Origin of the sequence: Fischerella thermalis PCC 7521 (genome assembly GCF_000317225.1) — a bacterium.
Taxonomy (GTDB): Bacteria; Cyanobacteriota; Cyanobacteriia; order Cyanobacteriales; family Nostocaceae; genus Fischerella; species Fischerella thermalis.
The window spans coordinates 114737-133643 of sequence record NZ_AJLL01000106.1 but is presented as its reverse complement, the minus strand read 5'-3'; the positions used below and the strand labels follow the sequence as shown (position 1 = coordinate 133643).

Sequence of the window (18907 nt, the reverse complement as noted above, 5' to 3'; positions counted from 1 at the left end):
TGCCAAAAACCTTATATTATTTCCTCAATTCACAGTCTTACGTAACTGATAACTGATAATGCGTGTATTTGTTACAGGTGGTACTGGTTTTGTTGGTGCAAACTTAGTGCGGTTACTTCTAGCAGAAGGATACACCGTTAGAGCATTGGTACGTCCTAATAGCCAATTAGATAACCTCCAAAATCTAGATGTAGAAATAGTCAAGAGTGATTTAAATCACCCAGAATTATGGCAGCAGATGCGTGGTTGCCAGTACCTTTTTCACGTCGCTGCTCACTATTCTCTTTGGCAAAAAGACCGGGAAGCTCTTTACCAGCATAATGTTCTAGGTACGCGCAATGTCCTAGCTGCTGCTAGAAAAGCTGATATTGCTAGAACAGTTTATACCAGTTCTGTAGCGGCTATTGGAGTCGGCCCTGGTGGTACGATTGTAGATGAAACTTATCAAAGTCCTGTAGAGAAACTAATTGGTCACTACAAAAAGTCTAAGTTTTGGGCTGAACAAGAAGCCATGCAAGCGGCTGGCGATGGTCAGGATGTGGTTATAGTCAACCCCAGTAGTCCAATTGGGGCTTGGGATATTAAGCCAACGCCGACAGGAGATATTATTGTGCGGTTTCTGCGACGACAAATGCCTTTTTATACGCACACGGGACTGAATTTTATTGATGTGCGGGATGTGGCGAAGGGGCATTTACTAGCTTTACAAAAAGGTAAATCAGGCGATCGCTACATTTTAGGACATCAAAATCTGACGCTCAAACAACTACTCGATCAACTTGCCGAGATTACAGGTTTGCAACCCCCGAAAAGGTCTATACCTGCTTGCTTACCTCTTAGTGTTGCCTGGTTTGATGAAAAAATTCTAACTCACTTTGGCAAAACACCATCTGTTCCTTTAGATGGTGTACGTATGGCAACGCAAACGATGTATTATGACGCTTCCAAGGCTGTGCGAGAATTGGGTTTACCTCAGTCTCCCCTAAGTGTGGCTCTGCAAAATGCTGTAGATTGGTTTTTATCGCGTCCAGGATTTACGCAGATTTAATTCAAATTTACAGTGCTGATGATAACAGCAAATGTATACCTCTTCCGGAGCCGCGATCGCTCCACCTATATAGCAGTTCTATCTGATTTGCAGATAATTTCACAAATAATTTCGGATTGCTATATAACCCATGACAAGAATGTATAAAATCAGCCATAAACTTGTAGATTAGAACACAGAATTTTATTGATTAAAGTTGTACCTGTTGTACTATCCATATGGATTTCTAGCTCTGCTTGGGGAAAAGCCTCAAATAGCATTTGTTCTCCAGGAAAAACTATTTGCTCGAAGTCACAGTTAGTGCTGTGGGAGATGCGAAGGATTTGAATCTGACTAGTTGTGTTTTTGTAGAAACACAGAATTTGGTTTTGTGTCAGCAATGTTGGAGAGTTGTGCATTTGAGTTCTACTGGCTTGTTGAACAAAGTTGACTATAGATGTTTCCAAAGCCTTATATTCATTAGAGCTAAGATTGCACGGCTCGTAAGATTGGCTGAGAAAACGGATTAGCGCCAGACTAACAGCTTCTAAATCAGCCCGTTTTTTCGCTGCTGCAAAGGCTTGAGTGAAAGTGGGATAAATTTGGCGATCGCTGAATCCAGTCTTTTCATCTGGAAGCCAACACTGAAATAAATATCCTTTGGGCATTGGTATTATTTCAATCAACCAGCCATGATAAGACTGCTTCCATTTCATCCACAATTTCCTTCTGAGCTTTTTTGATCGCAGATTGATTGGAACAATAGATTTTCTGCTTAATGTTCCCCTCCAATACCCCTCCAATATCTGAAGAATATAAAACCTACATATGCAATTTCCGTGTAGAAATTGTGCAGAAATTGTGGAGTCGTTAGGGTAAATGACAGCCGTGTGTCCCTACTTGAGACGATAGCCTAACCCATGTACAGTTTCTATAAAATCTTCAGCAGCACCTGAAAATTTGAGCTTTTGCCTGAGAGATTTGATGTGAGATCTAACAGTTTCTTCTACAGGCGAGTCGTCCATAGACCACACTTGCTCTATAATGCTAGAACGGCTCAACACTCGTCTGCCATTGGCTACCAATAATTCCAAAATCGCATATTCTTTCGGTGTCAACGCCAGAGGTTTATCATCGTAAGTAGCCTCGTAAGTACTAGGATTGAGAAGCAGGCTCCCCCAACATAAACTTAATGTGGTTGCAGAACTACCCCTTCTGAGCAAAGCACGTATACGAGCCATTAACTCTTCTAAGTCAAATGGCTTTGCCACATAATCATCTGCTCCTGCATCTAATCCGGTAATTTTGTCTGCTACAGTATCACGAGCCGTTAGCATCAACACAGGTGCAGCAGAGTTACGATGTGCTGGATTATTGGCTTGGATGGTGCGTAAACGTTGGCAAAAGCGAATACCATCTAATTTTGGCAATGTCACATCCAACAATAGCAAATCGTACTTAATGGACTCAACCGAGTTCCAGGCTGCTTCTCCATCTTGGGCAATATCTACTACATATTGACTCAATTATTAAGGGAAATTCTTCAGGAATCTGTTGATGAGAATAAATTAAAAAATTTATATCGAATTCAATCCTCGGCTAAATTAATGAATCAATTAATTACTGATTTGTTGACTTTCACAAGGGCAGAGGCAGGAAAATTAGATTTCAATCCTCAATTGATTAATCTAGAAAGTTTTTGCTTAAATTTATTAGAAGATTTTCAGCTTTTGGATACTAAACAAACTGCAATACATTTTATTAAATATGGTCGCTGTTATCGGGTGAGCATGGATGAGAAACTGCTATATTCTATTCTCAGTAATTTGCTTTTGAATGCCATCAAGTATTCATCCCCAGGAGGGAATATATATTTATTATTAAAGTGTGAAGTAGAAACTACTATTTTCCAAGTTAAAGATGAAGGAATTGGTATTCCCCAACATGAACAGCAGAAGATTTATGAACCGTTTTATCGAGGACAAAATGTTGAAAATATAGTTGGTAGTGGGTTAGGTTTATCAGTTGTAAAAAAATGTGTAGAACTCCATCAAGGAGAAATTTTTGTGGAAAGTGAAGTAGGAGTTGGCACTATATTTACAGTGAAAATCCCTCACTGAAGACAAGGGTGTAAACGCTTCGCTCAATTACAAATTAAAAATGTATAACTATTAGCAGGGTAGATATAAGTTTTGTTTTTAACTTACCTAAGTACTACTTAAGTAAAAATACTGACAAATTTGCTAAGAATAAGATAGGCAATGTAGGATATACCCCTATTTGAGTAGCAAAATTGCGGTAAATAGAGTAAAACTCGAGTTAATGATTGAAATAAAAATCTATGCCGCATAGCAATTTGACAGCAAATATACGCACAGACAGCAATAGTAGACTGGCTGTAGGTAAGCATGTACTCAAAATCAGTTCTAGCCAAGGTGCGATCGCAGAATTAGCAACCATACCAGTAAAACCGACTTTGCTAGAACGCTCGACGCCAGTGTTGATTCGTCAACCTCCTAAGGAGAAACTTCTAGAGCGTGAAAAACCAATCAATGAAGCGATCGCAGCTTTAAAATCTGGACAATCGGTAGAATTTTATAGTCCCGTAGGTTTTGGCAAAAGCTTTTTATTGCGTTACTGCGCGCAAGAACTCCAGGCTGATTCTGTGTTTAGTGATGGTGTTATCAGTCTATCTTGCCATCACCCCTATGTGAGTGATTTACTGCAAATAATTTGGGAAGCTTTCTATGGATATGAAAGTGATACCCCTTATAAACCTACAGATGAGCAAATACGCCAGCAAATTCAGGATAAACACGCACTAGTTATACTCGATGACGGCGATCAACTTATTCAAGATGAAGTGCAAAAGCTGAGAAATGCTGCTAGCAACTGTACTTTTCTGGTTGCTTCTACAAAACAGCGTCTGCCAAAACCAGCATACTCCACTGCACTTTCTGGATTGTCTATTCAGGACGCCTTAGTTTTTGTAGAAACAAAAATGCGACGTTCCCTGAAAACTGAGGAACTACCTGCTGCTAGATCACTGTGTATCATCCTCAATGGAAACCCGCTGCATCTGCAATTAGCGATCGCCTACATCTTAGCAGAAGGGCGATCGCTAGCGGAAGTTGTCAGTCAACTACCAAATTCTCAAGCTAGTATTTATCTCATTCAACAAATCATTGAGTCACTACCACACACCCACAGAAACATTTTGGAAACTTTAGCAGTGATGGGTGAAGTAGGGTTATTACAGGAAGAAGTTGCAGCGATCACACAACAACCAGACACCTCTGAAATTTTAAAGAATTTGCAACAGCGTTATCTCATACAACAGGAAGATTCTCGTTATCGGATCAACAAGACCATCACAGAAGTGTTACCACCAGCATGGAAATTAGGAACACCATTAGAAAACGCGATCGCTTACTTTATTAACTGGACACAGTTGTATCTCCAGCAGCCACAAAATTTATTAGCAAAAATTGATGCGATCGTACAGATTTTAGAAGTAGCAGTCAGAGCTAGCCGTTGGCAAGTAGTCTTACACTTAGCAAAAGCAGTGGAAAGTTTACTAGCTTTGAGTAAGCGCTGGGGTTTGTGGGAACATGTGCTACAACGTGGACTACAAGCATCTCAAGCCGAACGAGACAAAGCCTCGGAAGCTTGGGCTTTACACCAACTTGGTACTCGCGCCTTGTGTTTAGAAGAAAATACTGTTGCCTTTAGATACTTTACCAGAGCCTTAGAAATACAAGAATCGTTGAGTGATTTCACAGGACTAGCCCTCACTCGCCAAAATTTCAATTTACTTCCCTCATCTTTATTAAATTCCCAGCTTCAAAATATACACAATGGTAGCAGTGAATCCCACACTCTCCCGAAAATTGAGAAAAACCCCAACTTTAGTAATCATGTTCAAAAATCAAAAGTTAACTCGCCAAAAAATAGTCATCAACCTGTAGTTAATCACCGAGTTGTCAACAGTATTCAGGCAAAAGAAGCCAAACCTTTGCCCCCTTCCTCAGTGTCACCCCTAACTCGGATGAATATAGTAGAAGGACAAACTTTACCTCCAGTTCAGCCTTTGCGGCAAAACTTTTTACTTTCACCACAAGGGATTATTACTACCGGAATTTTGGCTTCTGGTGGATTATTAGCTTGGTTTTATTGGGATCGTACCGCACCCCAACCCATTCAACCAGATACCAGCAAGCCTCAAGCAACAACCATACCATCAGCCCAGCCAGAAACCGAAGCAACATTCACACCATCGCCCATTGCTAAACCCACAAACTCAGAAATACCCACACTGTCACCCTTAAAACCCTTAAAAGAAACTAAACCCAGAATAGATCCAGCATTAACACCACCAACATTTCCCGAACCAACATTCATCAAACCACAACAGTCAAAAAGCAAACCTACATCTGCACCAGTACCAACGTACTCACCCACTACCACTCCAGAACCAACACCGACAGTAGAAACCGAGCCAGGCTTTAATTTTACACCAGTACCCAGTCCAGCATTCGGTCTACCATCTCCGACAACTTCGCCAATACCAACTTTTGAGCCAGCATCACCGGAAACTACATCTGAACCTATTTTTACCCCGTCACCGACTCAAGAACCAACATCAAGTTCTATAACCATACCTTCTACTTTTACTCCGTTGCCTGCTCAAGAACCAACATCAAAATCAATCACCATACCTTCTACTCCAGAAGTGACAGTGACGCCAATTGAAGAACCATTTAATCAAAATTGATTGTTGGTGGTTGGTTGTTAGTTGTTGATGGTTGGTTGTTGATGGTTGGTTGTTAGTGGTTAGTGGTTATTCCTCCACTCCACCTTTACGGAAAGCCGCTTGCGCGTCTACACACTCCTCACACTCCTCACACTCCTCATACTCCTCATACTTCCCCCACCTCCCCACTCCCCAGTTAAAATCCAAAATTGCTAGTCAAAGTCCTAACTTCTCCAACACTGGGCGAGTAGAAACAATGTGCCTTTCTAAACCTAGTTCTTTCGGACTAATGCCGATCGCTAAAGCAACCAACTGCGGTAGATGCAAGACTGGTAAACTTAGCTTACGTCCAATTACCTTTTCTACCTCTGGTTGACGAGAATCGAGGTTAAGGTGACACAAAGGACAAGGCGTTACCATACAATCAGCACCCGCTTCTATGGCTTCTTGAATATGCTTACCAGCCATTTTGAAGGACTCGCTGGTAGCATAACTAGCAAGAGGCCAACCGCAACATTGCGTACGACCTCTGTAATAAATGGGTGTAGCTCCCACTGCCCTAAATAGATTTTCCATCGTCTCTGGCTGGAAGGGGTCATCATAAAGCATGAATTTTTGGGCACGCAGGAGATAGCAGCCGTAAAAAGCAGCACACTTGAGTCCAGCTAATTTACGGCTAACTCGTTTTTGAATCTCTTCTAAGCCATAATCTTTTGCGAGAGCATAAAGCAGATGTTTAACTTCTGTGCTTCCTCGGTAAGGTGAACACCCTTCTTTTTGCAGCAAGCTGTTAACTTGTCCAACATAAGCGGGATTTGTTTTCTGACATTCTTTGAGGTGTTCATCAACATGACCAATTACACCTTGACAAGTACTACAATGAGTCAGTAGAGGCAAACTTAATTCTTCTGCTAAAGAAATATTGCGAGCATTGACAGTATCTTCCAAAAGTTGGGAATCTTCCTTAAAAGTACCGGAACCGCAGCAAGCAGCTTTTTTGAGTTCAATGAGTTCAATGCCCAATGCTTTGCTGAGGGCTACTGTGGATTGATGAAGTTCCCGGCAAGCCCCTTGAGCAACACAACCTGGGTAGTAAGCGTATTTCAACGTATGGGATAGCATAGAAATATTGTTGTTAGATAATCGACACGAATTGCGTACACTAGAGCAGATGAAAAAGGTAATTGGTAATTGGTGATTGGTAATTGGTGAGGGGGAAAGGAGGTAGTTGGAATTATATTCTATGAATTTCCTTCTGCCTTTTAATGCCTCCTGCCTTTGCCTCCTGCATAGCTGCCTGTAACTGTTTTATCATCGCAAGACTAGTGTTGGTTGTCAGACAATAGGTACTGGGGTGTATATTCTGAAAAAAAATTTAGTAAGAATTGCAAAACAGAATCCTTTAAAGAGTGTATGCGATCGCGCTTTCAGATAAGATGTATATGCTCAAAACCATGTAACCCATAAAGAGCGGATTATAGCAACTGGTTGAGGAATTTAATCTATGAGCCAAGCGGACATTTTTGATAGAGTGAAAAAAATCGTTGTGGAGCAACTAGGTGTTGAACCCGAAAAGGTTACACCACAAGCCAATTTTGCCAATGACCTAAACGCTGATTCCCTAGATACAGTCGAGTTGGTAATGGCTTTAGAAGAAGAATTTGATATCGAAATTCCTGATGAAGCAGCTGAAAAAATTACCACAGTTCAAGAAGCATTGGATTACATTAACAACAAAGTTGCCGCATCCGCATAAGAGAGGTTAGGGCATAGGGTATAGGACATAGGGCGTAGGGCATAGGGCATAGGGCATGGTGCGTAGTAAAAATTATATGAAGCCCAATTCCCAATTCCCAAATCTCAATTCCCAATGCCTAATTTCCTATTTCCAATGCCCTGTGCCCAATTCCTGTTTTGTCCTGCCGGAGAGCCACCTGTAACTTAGTCATGACAGATTTGATACGTAAACGCGTTGTTGTAACTGGTGTTGGCGCGATTACACCGATTGGTAATACACCAGCCGAGTATTGGGAAGGATTGGTAAGCGGACGCAATGGCATTAGCGAAATCACCTTGTTTGATGCTTCGCGCCATGCTTGCCGTATTGCTGGCGAGGTAAAAAACTACGATCCGCACGATTACATGGATCGTAAAGAAGCCAAGCGCATGGATAGGTTTTCTCAATTTGCCGTTTCAGCGGCAAAACAGGCTCTAGCAGATGCGCAATTAACGATTAATGACCTGAATGCTGAACAAGTAGGTGTGATCATCGGTTCTGGCGTTGGTGGTCTGAAGGTAATGGAAGAGCAGCAAACGGTTTATCTCAACCGTGGCCCAGACCGCTGTAGCCCATTCATGATTCCCATGATGATTGCCAACATGGCTGCGGGGTTAACAGCAATTCACACTGGCGCAAAAGGGCCTAATTCCTGCTCCGTAACAGCTTGTGCTGCTGGTTCTAACTCCATCGGAGACGCGTTTCGCCTGATTCAAGGCGGATATGCCCAAGCAATGATTTGTGGCGGAGCAGAAGCAGCTATTACACCCCTATCTCTTGCTGGTTTTGCTGCATGTAAAGCACTTTCGTTTCGTAATGATGACCCTGCTCATGCCAGCCGTCCCTTTGATAAAGACCGTGATGGATTTGTCATGGGCGAAGGAGCAGGTATTTTGATTTTGGAAGAAATGCAACACGCCATCAGTCGTGGTGCGAGGATTTATGCCGAAATCGTCGGCTATGGTATGACCTGTGACGCTTACCATATCACATCCCCCGTACCCGGTGGTGAAGGAGCCGCCAGGGCTATACAGCTGGCACTTAAAGATGCAGGAATCACCCCCGAAATGGTGAGCTACATCAATGCCCACGGTACTAGCACCCCAGCTAACGATTCGACTGAAACCGCAGCAATGAAAAGAGCCTTAGGTGATCATGCTTACAAAGTAGCAATTAGTTCTACTAAATCCATGACAGGTCACTTATTGGGCGGTTCTGGTGGTATTGAAGCAGTGGCAACAGTACTCGCGATCGCTAACGACCGACTCCCACCCACAATTAACCTGGAAAACCCTGATCCAGAATGTGATCTAGACTACGTAGCAAATGTTAGCCGTGTTGCACGTGTTGAGGTAGCACTGTCCAATTCTTTTGGTTTTGGTGGTCATAATGTCACCCTTGCCTTTAAAAAACATGTCTAGGAATTAAAAGGGGATAGGGGATCGGGAAACAGGGACAAGAGAGACACGGGGGACAATGGAGAAATGTATCCCAATTCCCCATGCCCCCGTTGCCCCTTATTCTAGAGAGGACCCCACCTTCCCCGATCCCTTTCTTCGATCCCTAGAAAGAACGTATTGTCTTTGACGCCCTGTTGAGATCATTCCGTCCCTTTAACAACTGAATATCTAGGCCAATCCTTTCTAGAATAATCCTAAAATCCCTGATCAAAAATCCTCAACTTTACGGCTTGTTTGTCAACAAGCACCAATGGGATGATGATACTATCGTGGGGAAATTTGATCCCCAGCAGGCGAAAGAAGCTTAAAAGAGTGCTAACCCGTCGTTAACAACAAGAGATTATGGCTGTTGCAACCCAAACCCTTGAAGAACTTTGTATTAACTCGATCCGCTTTTTGGCAATTGATGCCGTAGAAAAAGCCAAGTCTGGTCATCCAGGACTGCCAATGGGTGCTGCACCAATGGCATTTGTGCTGTGGGATAAGTTTATGCGGTTTAACCCTAAAAATCCCAAGTGGTTCAACCGCGATCGCTTTGTCCTGTCTGCCGGTCACGGCTGTATGTTGCAGTATGCCCTACTCTACTTGACTGGTTACGACAGCGTCACGCTAGACGATATTAAACAATTCCGTCAGTGGGGTTCTAAAACTCCTGGACATCCAGAAAACTTTGAAACACCAGGTGTAGAAGTAACGACCGGACCCTTAGGACAGGGAATTGCCAATGCGGTCGGTTTAGCGATGGCAGAAGCCCATCTCGCCGCAAAGTTCAACAAACCCGATGCCAAAATAGTTGACCACTACACCTATGTGATTTTGGGTGATGGTTGCAACATGGAAGGTGTATCCGGGGAAGCCTGTTCTTTGGCAGGACACCTGGGCTTGGGTAAACTCATTGCCCTGTATGATGACAACCACATCTCTATTGATGGTTCTACCGATATTTCCTTCACCGAAGACGTGGGCAAGCGTTTTGAAGCATACGGTTGGCACGTGCAAGCCGTTGGCGATGGCGACACCAACTTAGAAGCAATTCATAAAGCGATCGCAGCTGCCAAAGCAGTCACCGACAAGCCATCTTTAATTAAAGTCCGTACCACCATTGGTTACGGTTCCCCCAACAAAGCCAATACCGCAGGTGTTCACGGTGCAGCCCTTGGTGGTGATGAAGTCGCTGCTACTCGTAATAACTTGGGTTGGGAACACGAACCATTTGTTATCCCAGAAGATGCCCTCAAGCACTTCCGTAAAGCCATAGACCGTGGTGCTGAGTACGAAAGTCAATGGAATAAAACCTTTGCTGATTACAAAGCGAAGTATCCCCAAGAAGCGGCTGAATTTGAGCGGCAAATTAGTGGTAAATTGCCAGAAGGCTGGGAAAAAGCACTACCCACCTACGAAGCAGGAAGTAAAGCGATCGCCACTCGCAAAACTTCCGAAATCACCCTCAATGCTTTAGCACCCGTCCTACCAGAAATGATCGGTGGTTCTGCCGACCTCACCCACTCCAACTTGACAGAACTCAAGGGAGCAGGCGACTTTCAAAAAGGACAGTACCAAAACCGTAACCTCCGTTTCGGTGTGCGTGAGCATGGTATGGGTTCGATTTGTAACGGTATTGCTTTGCATGGTTCCGGGTTAATTCCCTACTGTGCTACCTTCTTGGTCTTTGCCGACTACATGCGAGCAGCAATTCGCCTTTCGGCATTGTCTCAAGCGGGAGTCATCTACGTTATGACTCACGATTCCATCGGTTTAGGTGAAGATGGCCCCACCCACCAACCAGTAGAAACCTTGGCATCTTTGCGGGCTATTCCCAACCTGACAGTTATCCGTCCCGCCGACGGTAACGAAACATCTGGTGCTTACAAAGTCGCCATTGAAAATGCTAATCAACATCGCCCCACTTTGCTAGCATTGTCGCGGCAAAACCTGCCCCAATTAGAGGGAAGCAGCATTGAAGGTGTGACCAAAGGCGCTTACATTCTTTCTGATAGCGAAGGAACTCCCGATATCATCCTCATCGGTACAGGTAGTGAAGTATTTCTGTGCGTTGACGCTGCTGCCAAACTCCGCGCTGAAGGTAAGAAAGTTCGTGTAGTTTCCATGCCTTCTTGGGAACTCTTCGATGCTCAAAGCGAATCCTACCGTGAGTCAGTGTTACCCAAAGCAGTTAAAAAGCGTTTAGCTGTTGAAGCTGCTTCTAGCTTCGGTTGGTGTCGTTACCTGGGCGACGAAGGCGCAATGATTAGCGTTGATCGCTTTGGTGTTTCTGCACCTGGTGGTGTGATCATGGAGAAATTTGGCTACACCGTTGATAATGTAGTCAAAAAGGCGCAAGAATTGTTGGTTTAATCAGCAACAGAATAATCTTTGATAAATTTTAGCGAGGGTGGGTGAATCCACCCTTTGTTATTTTATGAACCGCGTGGAGAGTGCTTGCAGTAAGCTTTTCTGTACCGTTGAGTAGAAATATTTAATTTATAGCGCTTCTCTTTATCGGTGTGTATCGGTTTTTTTCTGTGGTCGAGTTTTTCAACAAGATTGTGGCGAAGTCGCAACTTCTGGAAATTAAGCTTTGCCTGCGTAAATTGAACTTGTGTATACACTGTAGAATGTACTTTTTTGAGGACCTATCTTCTGCCTACCAACAACTACAGGCATCATAGAAGTTGAAGGTATTAAAAGAGCAACTTTAAAATGACTATTTACTTTTACAAAGCTTATGAGCCTTATGGCTGTTTTTCTAACTTTTCTCCCCACAGCATTAAAATCGATGGTATTCACTGGCGGACAGTAGAGCATTATTATCAAGCTCAAAAATTTGTGGGAACAACAGATGCGGTGATCATACCTGTAATCCACGCCGTTGAGACACCAGAAGAAGCAGCGGCTTTAGGACGCTGTTGCACTCGCAAGGTGCGTTTAGATTGGGAAATAGTTAAAACTAATATCATGCGACAAGCTGTACTCAAAAAGTTTCTCACCCATGCTGATATTAGGGAGGTTCTACTCACGACCGGCGATCAATTACTGGTGGAAAACTCACCAAGAGATTATTTTTGGGGTTGTGGTGCAGATCACACAGGACAAAATCATCTCGGTAAAATTCTCATGAGTGTACGGGAGGAAATTCGTAAGTTACCATTGCTTACAGTAATTTCTGAATAAGGTCGTCATTTTTTGGCAAAATTTTGAGCTAAAAACAATTTAAGGCGATCGCTAACTAAAAACTTGAGAATTCGAGTTAAGTAATTTCCAGGTAGCGGCGATTTCGTCTCATCGCCGCAATTCTTGCTTTTGTGGCTTTAACACCAGGCTTTCGATCATCTTTTTTTCCAACAAGCCACCCAGTATTGCAAGAAGTTTTAATTCTGTTAATCAAAAACTAACAACTAAACAAACAACTTTTATTGCACATTCACCCAAAAATCAGCTGTATTAACTTTACCATTACGATTAAATTGCATCCACAGTTTGTATGTTCCCGCTTCAGGAAAACTAGTTACAAAATCCACCTCTCCATCAGGAGAATCTTTACGAGCATGAGCATGAATATAATCTGATGCTGTCAAAGGAGAAGAACTTTTAATAATAACTAAATGTCCTTTTTCTCCTAAGTATGGTTGCAAATCTTTAATTGTTTGATTATTATCAATGTCTTGGAGAGCAAACTTCAAATTGACTTCTTCACCAGCCTTGAGAGTTGGTTGAGAAAAATTTAGGTTGACTTTAGTATCAGCTAATATTTTGGTATTGCTGTATTTTGCTAACTCTTGAGGTACAGGAGTTGAACCGGGCACTGTGATTTTCATAACAGTAACTTCTTCTTGTTTACCAGATGGCTTGTAATCGCTGAAAATTGTGTAGTTATTAGGTTCAGGAAAATTAGTATTAATTTCAAAACGCCCATTACCTTTGTAATTGGGATGCAAGTGATTGAAAAATTTTAAGTCATCACTCACTACAATTAAATGCATTAATTGTTCTTGGAATTTGTCAAATTTGCTGATAGATTTTCCTTGAGAATCTTGGATGTTAATTACCAAAGGTAGAGGCTGATTTGGAACAATATTTTTAGGAGCGGTTAATTTTGCTTGAGTAGAGACGTAATTACTATTACTATGATTGTTTGAATGATGTTCATAATGTGTTTGCTCAGTAGCATGTCCATTATGATTTGCTGATACTGTTGTATTTTCTTGGGAAGCAGTTTCTCCCCACTTAACTTGTGATGAGCAACCTTGATTAAGTATTAAAACTGCGATAGCAACAATTCCAGCAATAGAATATTTCATAGAAATCTTTACTCTGTATGATGAATAGGTGGCAGTATAGCTAACTAAAGTTTGTCATACAGAAATGAAATCATCATGAAATTGTTCTCTTCCTCATTCTGGAATGTACCCTGACGACTAAGGTCGACGAATCGCGATCGCATTCTTTCCGTCAACTGCTGACACTCCTCCCATCTGATTCCATCTTCCTTCAAGAACCAGTCCTCAAAAAGGGCAAAATAGCCTCTGCTACTGCTTCTGGATATTCTTCATGCATTCCCAGAGAACCAGGAAGAACGGCTGTTTGGACTCCGCTGAGTGCTGCCAAAGCGTCCATGTCAGCACGGGATTTGCTGGGAGAGGATTCTCCAATTACCACCATCAAAGGCACAGATAAATTTTGAGCCAACGTCAGAAAGTCAGCTTGGTGATGTACAGCGTCGAGATTTCCAGTTACAAAGGCAGCAGGAGCAAATCTAGCTCCTGGTTGTTGGGTATTTTGCCATTTATGCTCAATGAAACTGGGGGTGAGTTTGGCAGCATCCACGTAGACGTGGCGACGGTACATAAAACTTAAAAAAGATGGCACGGTGTTGAGCTTGTAGAGTGCTTGACCAACAATAGGCGATCGCACTATTTCTCTAAATACTCCTGCGATCTGTCGATCTACACCCATCGTCGGTAAAGGCCCACGCCAAGTTGGCGCTACTAAAACCAACCGTGAAAATACGGAGGAGTTTTTCTGGGCTAATTTTAGGACATAAGCCGCACTGTGACCAGCAGCTACTACTGTTATGGGAACATCAAAAACAGAAGTTACAAAATATTCTAGAAATTGTTCATATATAGCAGGTTCGTAATTTACAGGTAAACGAGAAGATTCTCCAAATCCAGGCCAATCTACAGCGATAACTTGAAAATGGGGCGCAAGTAACTTAGCTATCCCGTTCATTTCTTCTCGTGTAGACACAGTGCTAAAAGCAGGAAGTAGCAATAGCGGGGAACCACTACCGATAGTTTCATATACAATCTGGAATTGTTGGTTTTTCCAATTCCAGGAGATTGCTTTGACTACTCCACCGATACCAAAATTAGTAGGAGATGATAATAAATTAGTTGACATGAGACAAAGTTTTATAGTTTTTGATAATTAATAATTTCAATTATTAGTTATTTAAAAAAATTTTTCCCTATATTCCTAAATTTGGCATTCCAAAGCCTTCTTTTGCATAGTCTTGAAAATGTTGTAGAAACCATTGGCACGGGAAGGTGTGAGGCTAACGTTTAAACCAGTTTCTTGAATAAAATCTGGAGTCAGTTGGACAATTTCAGCAGGAGTAAGTCCATTCAAACCTTCAATTAAAAGACCCACTAATCCCTTAGTTAATTGAGAATCAGAATCACCTTGAAACGTAACTTTGCCATCTACTAAATCAGCCTTGACATAAACTTGGGAAACACACCCAGGTACTTTGTTTTCTGGAAGTTTATCAGCTTCTGGAAACTCCTTCAGCTTCTGACCATACCAAATTAACTGTTCATAGCGTCGTTTTGGGTCTGTAGCGCGTTGAAAGCGCTGGACAATCTTAGCAAGGTTTGGTGGTAAGGAGTCTATGATAGAGGACATAACACAATTAGCCGAGCGATCGTATCATCTTGAGTTTAGATGATTTTGCAGGTGATTGTGTCTTAATCTCTAATCCACTACACCTAATCCCCTACCCCTTATCTCTTCCAGGAAACTTCTAGCTACCCTATCCCAAATTCGGTGATCGCCTATAGCTTTTACTAAGTAATCCAAAAAAATGTTAACTATTAATGCAAAATTCAACTTTGGATTGTTTTTTTTTGGTAAGAAATTCACATTGGTATTTTTAACGCAATCACAATTGTAAGGAGAAATTCAGTTGCTGACATCTACTTTACTAGCGGCTGCAACCACACCTCTGCAATGGAGTCCCACTGTTGGGGTGACTATGATTCTCTGCAATATCCTTGCCATTTTCTTTGGCAAATTCACCATTAAATACCCCAATGCAGAACCTGCCTTGCCTTCAAACCAGTTTTTTGGCGGATTTGGAGTGCCGGCATTACTCGCTACTACGGCTTTTGGTCATATATTGGGAGCAGGCGCTATCTTAGGTCTGCACAACCTGGGAAGATTTTAAATTTTTCTACCAGAAGCAATACAAGCTGTTTACCGTATTAATATTTACGGTTAACTACTGGGTTGATGATTTTTTGTCTCCGATTATGAGTCAGAGAATTTACTCTCTGACTCTTTTTTTAGAAGTTAGTGTGAATTGACTAGACTGACATAGGAGGCTGACCGCGCATTTGACGTAAGGCGTTGAGGCAAGATGGACAGTCACACCCAAACAAAGCTATGGCGGTATCGCTTTCCTCCTCAGTAAAGTTCATTTCAATTATGTCACTGGGATTGTTTTTTTGAGCCAGTTTCATTTCTGGTTTGGGTAGTGGGGTAGGAGTGTTACTTACCCGTGTACATACCAGACGATGAGTTGCAGAGTGAGGAGACTCTACACAAGAAACATGGCTTCCTGTTGAGTTCACTGTTTGATTTGCGCGGGCTGGTTGGGTCATCATCACCATAGACAGCATAGACGCAAACAGTGCGGGGCTAGAAAGCAAGGAAAGAGCTAATTTTCTGTTCATTTACTCAACGACGTTGGTGATTAACGAAAGCAGAATAGATAGTATTTTCACATTTGTATGGCTAATGTTCAGTAAATTCTATATAAAGTTGTCTGATGTGATAACCCAAAGATTACTGAAAAAGCGAACATTGCGTTACTTGTTGTTATCCCTGGTTGCAAGTCCTGTCTTTTGTAAAGACTTATGAGAGTTCAGCTCAACTTTTAACGATTACACAGCAACAAACATAAGTGAAAGACTCAGCTATATGAAGCTAAGTTTAAGGCATCGACTAACATAATAGTTGCCAAGTTCCCAGAATGGGGCAATGGGGTGATGGGGAACTCGGGGCCCCCACTGGGGATTAGGGGCAGTGGGGAGTAGAATAATAACCACTAACTACCAACTACCAACAAACAACCACTAACAATAATGGCAAATTCTCCTACAATTTGTTGGGTATAAAAGCATAATTTAAGCTATGGCGAATCAAAATTTGATCCCTGTAATTGTGAGCGGTGCTGCTGGTAAAATGGGGCGCGAGGTAGTCAAAGCAGTGGCACAAGCGCCTGATATGAGCCTGATGGGTGCTATTGATACTAGTCCAGAACACCAAGGCAAAGATGCAGGCGAACTTGCTGGTTTAAGTGAACCTTTGGAAGTACCAATTACCAATCAATTGGAACCGATGCTAGGTTATGTAGCTGGTGAAAGGCACATGCAACCAGGAGTGATGGTGGATTTTACTCATCCTGATGCTGTGTATGATAACGTTCGTAGTGCGATCGCCTACGGTATTCGTCCGGTTGTTGGTACTACAGGGTTAAGTCCTGAACAAATTGAAGATTTGGCAAGTTTTGCAGATAAAGCGAGTACAGGATGTCTACTCATTCCCAATTTTTCTATCGGCATGGTACTACTGCAACAAGCCGCTGTGACAGCATCTCAATATTTTGACCACGTAGAAATCATTGAACTGCATCATAACCAAAAAGCCGATGCTCCCAGTGGTACTGCCATTCAAACTGCCCAAATGTTAGCAGAAATGGGTAAAACTTTTAACTCAGCAATCGTCAAAGAAACCGAAAAATTACCAGGGGCGAGAGGTAGTGTTGCAGACGAAGGAATCAGAATTCATAGCATTCGTCTACCAGGGCTGATTGCTCATCAGGAAGTCATTTTTGGCGCCCCTGGTCAAATTTATACCTTACGACATGACACAAGCGATCGCTCTGCCTATATGCCAGGAGTACTACTAGCAATTCGTAAAGTCTTGCAGTTAAAGTCGTTAGTATATGGATTAGAGAAGATACTCTAATATCTGGTTGGTTTGAATGTTTATGTCATCTGTCAAGCTGGTAATTGGTAATTGGTAATTAGCCTTTTCCCCATTCCACATTACCTATGATCAATAAAACCAACTTGGTATACATTTTCCATCTCCAATCCAAAATCTAAAATCCAAAATCCAAAATCCGAATGCTTGTCCCATTGACTCGCCAAAAATTTAATCAACTCATTCCTTTAATCGCCACTGGTCCGCAGTATAAGTATTACTGGGGAAAATTTCCGGATTTTTTACAGAGGCTGTTAATTTCTGTTGTCATTGCAGCTGTTTATGTGTTGGTAAGGCTTTTTGCCATGCCTGGTTTTGGTCCCATTCTATTTGTACTGGGAGTAATTGGTGCTTTTTACTGGCTGTGGGGACCTGTATTTTGGGCGAGTATGCGCAATGCCAAATGTCGCCGTTACAAATACAGTGGCTTTTTCCGTGGTCGGGTTTTGGATTGGTGGATTACAGACGAATTGATTGGTAAACAGGAAACCGTTGACAACAAAGGTGATTTGGTAATAGTAGAAAACCGGGAAAAGCGAATCAACCTGGAAGTAGGTGACGAAACCGGATTTACAGCCCAACTCAGAGCGCCACTACGGGTAGAGCATAAAGTAATTGCTCGTGGTCAAAAAGTAGAAATGCTGGTAATGTCAAATCGTCCAGATTTGAGCAAAATTGAAGAAATTACCGATATCTATATTCCTAGCCGGGATTTGTGGGTTAGTGATTATCCTTATTTGCGGCGAGATTATTTTCCTGAAGTGAGTCGTCGTTTACGCGATCGCCCATCAGAAAGACCCCGCAGACGTCGTCCCCCTGAGGAACAAAAGGGGAGAAGAGTGGAAGAATGGGAGTAAAAAGGAGTGTGAGGAGTATGAGGAGTATGAGGAGTGTGAGGGGTGTCACAGAGAATAATTAATAACTAATTCCCAATCCCCGATCCTCTATCCCCTCGCTTTTCCATAGGCTTGCCAAGCCAAATCTATTAGACCATCAACGATCGCAGTTGCAACTAATGCTCCACCTTTGCGGCTGTCGATTGTAATGTTTGGCGTCAGAGAATCTTGCAAGCGTTCTTTATCTTTATCTATGCTGATAAAACCTGGTGGCGTAGCAATCACCAAAGCTGGTCTTATTTCTTCTGCTTCTATTAAATCAACTAATCTAGACAAAGCTGTTTGTGCTTGACCAATTACAAATAAGCCCTCTGGATAACGTTTAGCTAAAGTTTCGATTCCCCAAGCTGCTTTAGTTTTTTCTTTTTGAGGACGGGTAGGTGTATCCATGCTGCAATATACAGCGTTAGCAAAAGTACTTTGAATATCGTAATTAATACCTACTTGTACCATCGGCACATCTACAATAATAGTTGTGCGTGAAGCTAAAGCTGCTGCTCCAGCTTGCAAAGCACGCTCAGAAAAACGAATCAAAGATTTGTACTCAAAATCAGCCGTGCTATAAATCACCCGCCGAACAATTTCATACTCGGCAGGTGAAAAGACATGTTCGCCAATCTCGCTATCAATAATTGCTAAACTCTCAGCATCAGTTATGTGCCATTCCATTGGATTTCAGCTTAAATAGTCAAGTGTCAATTGTCCATAGTTCATAGTCCATAGTCA

At 42.2% G+C, this 18907-nt stretch carries 18 protein-coding genes and 1 pseudogene; 10 read left to right on the top strand and 9 right to left on the bottom strand.

All coding sequences use genetic code 11. The annotated features are described in order from the left end of the window. Positions 1-58 precede the first annotated feature (58 nt). On the top strand, positions 59-1048 hold the full coding sequence (hpnA, locus tag UYK_RS0123515) for a hopanoid-associated sugar epimerase (RefSeq protein WP_009456492.1): 990 nt from the start codon (positions 59-61) through the stop codon (positions 1046-1048). A 149-nt stretch (positions 1049-1197) separates the two neighbouring features. On the opposite strand, the gene UYK_RS0123510 is transcribed toward hpnA, so the two are convergent. Continuing rightward, positions 1198-1743, bottom strand: a complete 546-nt coding sequence (locus tag UYK_RS0123510) for a DUF1830 domain-containing protein (protein ID WP_009456494.1) — start codon at positions 1741-1743, stop codon at positions 1198-1200. Between the two features lie 180 nt (positions 1744-1923). Further along, positions 1924-2553, bottom strand: coding sequence for a response regulator transcription factor (locus tag UYK_RS0123505; RefSeq protein WP_009456496.1), 630 nt, complete (start codon positions 2551-2553; stop codon positions 1924-1926). On the opposite strand from UYK_RS0123505, the pseudogene UYK_RS0123500 reads away from it, so the two are divergent. Beyond that, positions 2548-3147, top strand: a pseudogene (locus tag UYK_RS0123500) (sensor histidine kinase); the annotation flags it as partial. The gene UYK_RS0123505 and the pseudogene UYK_RS0123500 overlap by 6 nt on opposite strands. 221 nt (positions 3148-3368) lie before the next feature. Continuing rightward, positions 3369-5801 (top strand): NACHT domain-containing protein, encoded by a 2433-nt coding sequence (locus UYK_RS0123495; protein WP_009456499.1) that lies wholly within the window; start codon positions 3369-3371, stop codon positions 5799-5801. A gap of 195 nt (positions 5802-5996) precedes the next feature. Here the strand turns inward: UYK_RS0123495 and UYK_RS0123485 are convergent, their stop codons facing one another. Then, a complete protein-coding gene (locus tag UYK_RS0123485) occupies positions 5997-6902 on the bottom strand; it encodes a CoB--CoM heterodisulfide reductase iron-sulfur subunit B family protein (RefSeq protein ID WP_016872262.1) in 906 nt (301 codons plus the stop codon). Between the two features lie 382 nt (positions 6903-7284). Between UYK_RS0123485 and acpP the strand changes: the two genes are divergently transcribed. The 4 genes from acpP (at position 7285) to UYK_RS0123465 (ending at position 12188) form a co-directional block, all read left to right on the top strand. After that, complete coding sequence (gene acpP / locus UYK_RS0123480) at positions 7285-7536, top strand: acyl carrier protein (protein WP_009456503.1); 252 nt, start codon at positions 7285-7287, stop codon at positions 7534-7536. Positions 7537-7727: 191 nt separating this feature from the next. Beyond that, positions 7728-8978 (top strand): beta-ketoacyl-ACP synthase II, encoded by a 1251-nt coding sequence (fabF, locus tag UYK_RS0123475; protein WP_009456505.1) that lies wholly within the window; start codon positions 7728-7730, stop codon positions 8976-8978. 381 nt (positions 8979-9359) lie between these two features. Next, positions 9360-11372: a transketolase gene (gene tkt / locus UYK_RS0123470; protein ID WP_009456507.1), complete on the top strand. Its 2013-nt coding sequence runs from the start codon at positions 9360-9362 to the stop codon at positions 11370-11372. 345 nt (positions 11373-11717) lie between these two features. Continuing rightward, the gene (locus UYK_RS0123465; protein WP_009456509.1) at positions 11718-12188 is read left to right on the top strand and encodes an NADAR family protein; all 471 of its coding nucleotides are present in this window, start codon (positions 11718-11720) and stop codon (positions 12186-12188) included. 239 nt (positions 12189-12427) lie between these two features. Here UYK_RS0123465 and UYK_RS0123460 read toward each other — a convergent pair whose 3' ends face one another. From UYK_RS0123460 to UYK_RS0123445, 4 genes are all read right to left on the bottom strand, one after another. Next, complete coding sequence (locus UYK_RS0123460; protein WP_009456511.1) at positions 12428-13315, bottom strand: hypothetical protein; 888 nt, start codon at positions 13313-13315, stop codon at positions 12428-12430. Between the two features lie 44 nt (positions 13316-13359). Continuing rightward, entirely contained in the window at positions 13360-13509 is a 150-nt protein-coding gene (locus UYK_RS26445) for a hypothetical protein (protein ID WP_157221851.1), read from the bottom strand. Beyond that, complete coding sequence (locus UYK_RS0123450; RefSeq protein ID WP_009456514.1) at positions 13506-14417, bottom strand: alpha/beta fold hydrolase; 912 nt, start codon at positions 14415-14417, stop codon at positions 13506-13508. Before UYK_RS0123450 ends, UYK_RS26445 begins: the two co-directional genes overlap by 4 nt. Positions 14418-14492: 75 nt before the next feature. Then, positions 14493-14921 (bottom strand): SufE family protein, encoded by a 429-nt coding sequence (locus tag UYK_RS0123445; RefSeq protein WP_009456516.1) that lies wholly within the window; start codon positions 14919-14921, stop codon positions 14493-14495. A gap of 280 nt (positions 14922-15201) precedes the next feature. Here UYK_RS0123445 and psaK point away from each other — a divergent pair, with 280 nt between their 5' ends. Next, a complete protein-coding gene (gene psaK, locus UYK_RS0123440) occupies positions 15202-15462 on the top strand; it encodes a photosystem I reaction center subunit PsaK (protein WP_016872261.1) in 261 nt (86 codons plus the stop codon). Positions 15463-15601: 139 nt separating this feature from the next. Here psaK and UYK_RS0123435 read toward each other — a convergent pair whose 3' ends face one another. Continuing rightward, the gene (locus tag UYK_RS0123435) at positions 15602-15898 is read right to left on the bottom strand and encodes a hypothetical protein (protein ID WP_016872260.1); all 297 of its coding nucleotides are present in this window, start codon (positions 15896-15898) and stop codon (positions 15602-15604) included. A gap of 532 nt (positions 15899-16430) precedes the next feature. On the opposite strand from UYK_RS0123435, the gene dapB reads away from it, so the two are divergent. Beyond that, entirely contained in the window at positions 16431-17267 is an 837-nt protein-coding gene (gene dapB / locus UYK_RS0123430; protein ID WP_016872259.1) for a 4-hydroxy-tetrahydrodipicolinate reductase, read from the top strand. Between the two features lie 161 nt (positions 17268-17428). Beyond that, the gene (locus UYK_RS0123425) at positions 17429-18142 is read left to right on the top strand and encodes a monovalent cation/H(+) antiporter subunit G (protein WP_009456524.1); all 714 of its coding nucleotides are present in this window, start codon (positions 17429-17431) and stop codon (positions 18140-18142) included. An 87-nt stretch (positions 18143-18229) separates the two neighbouring features. Here the strand turns inward: UYK_RS0123425 and UYK_RS0123420 are convergent, their stop codons facing one another. Continuing rightward, a complete protein-coding gene (locus UYK_RS0123420; RefSeq protein WP_009456526.1) occupies positions 18230-18850 on the bottom strand; it encodes a precorrin-8X methylmutase in 621 nt (206 codons plus the stop codon). Positions 18851-18907: the final 57 nt, after the last annotated feature.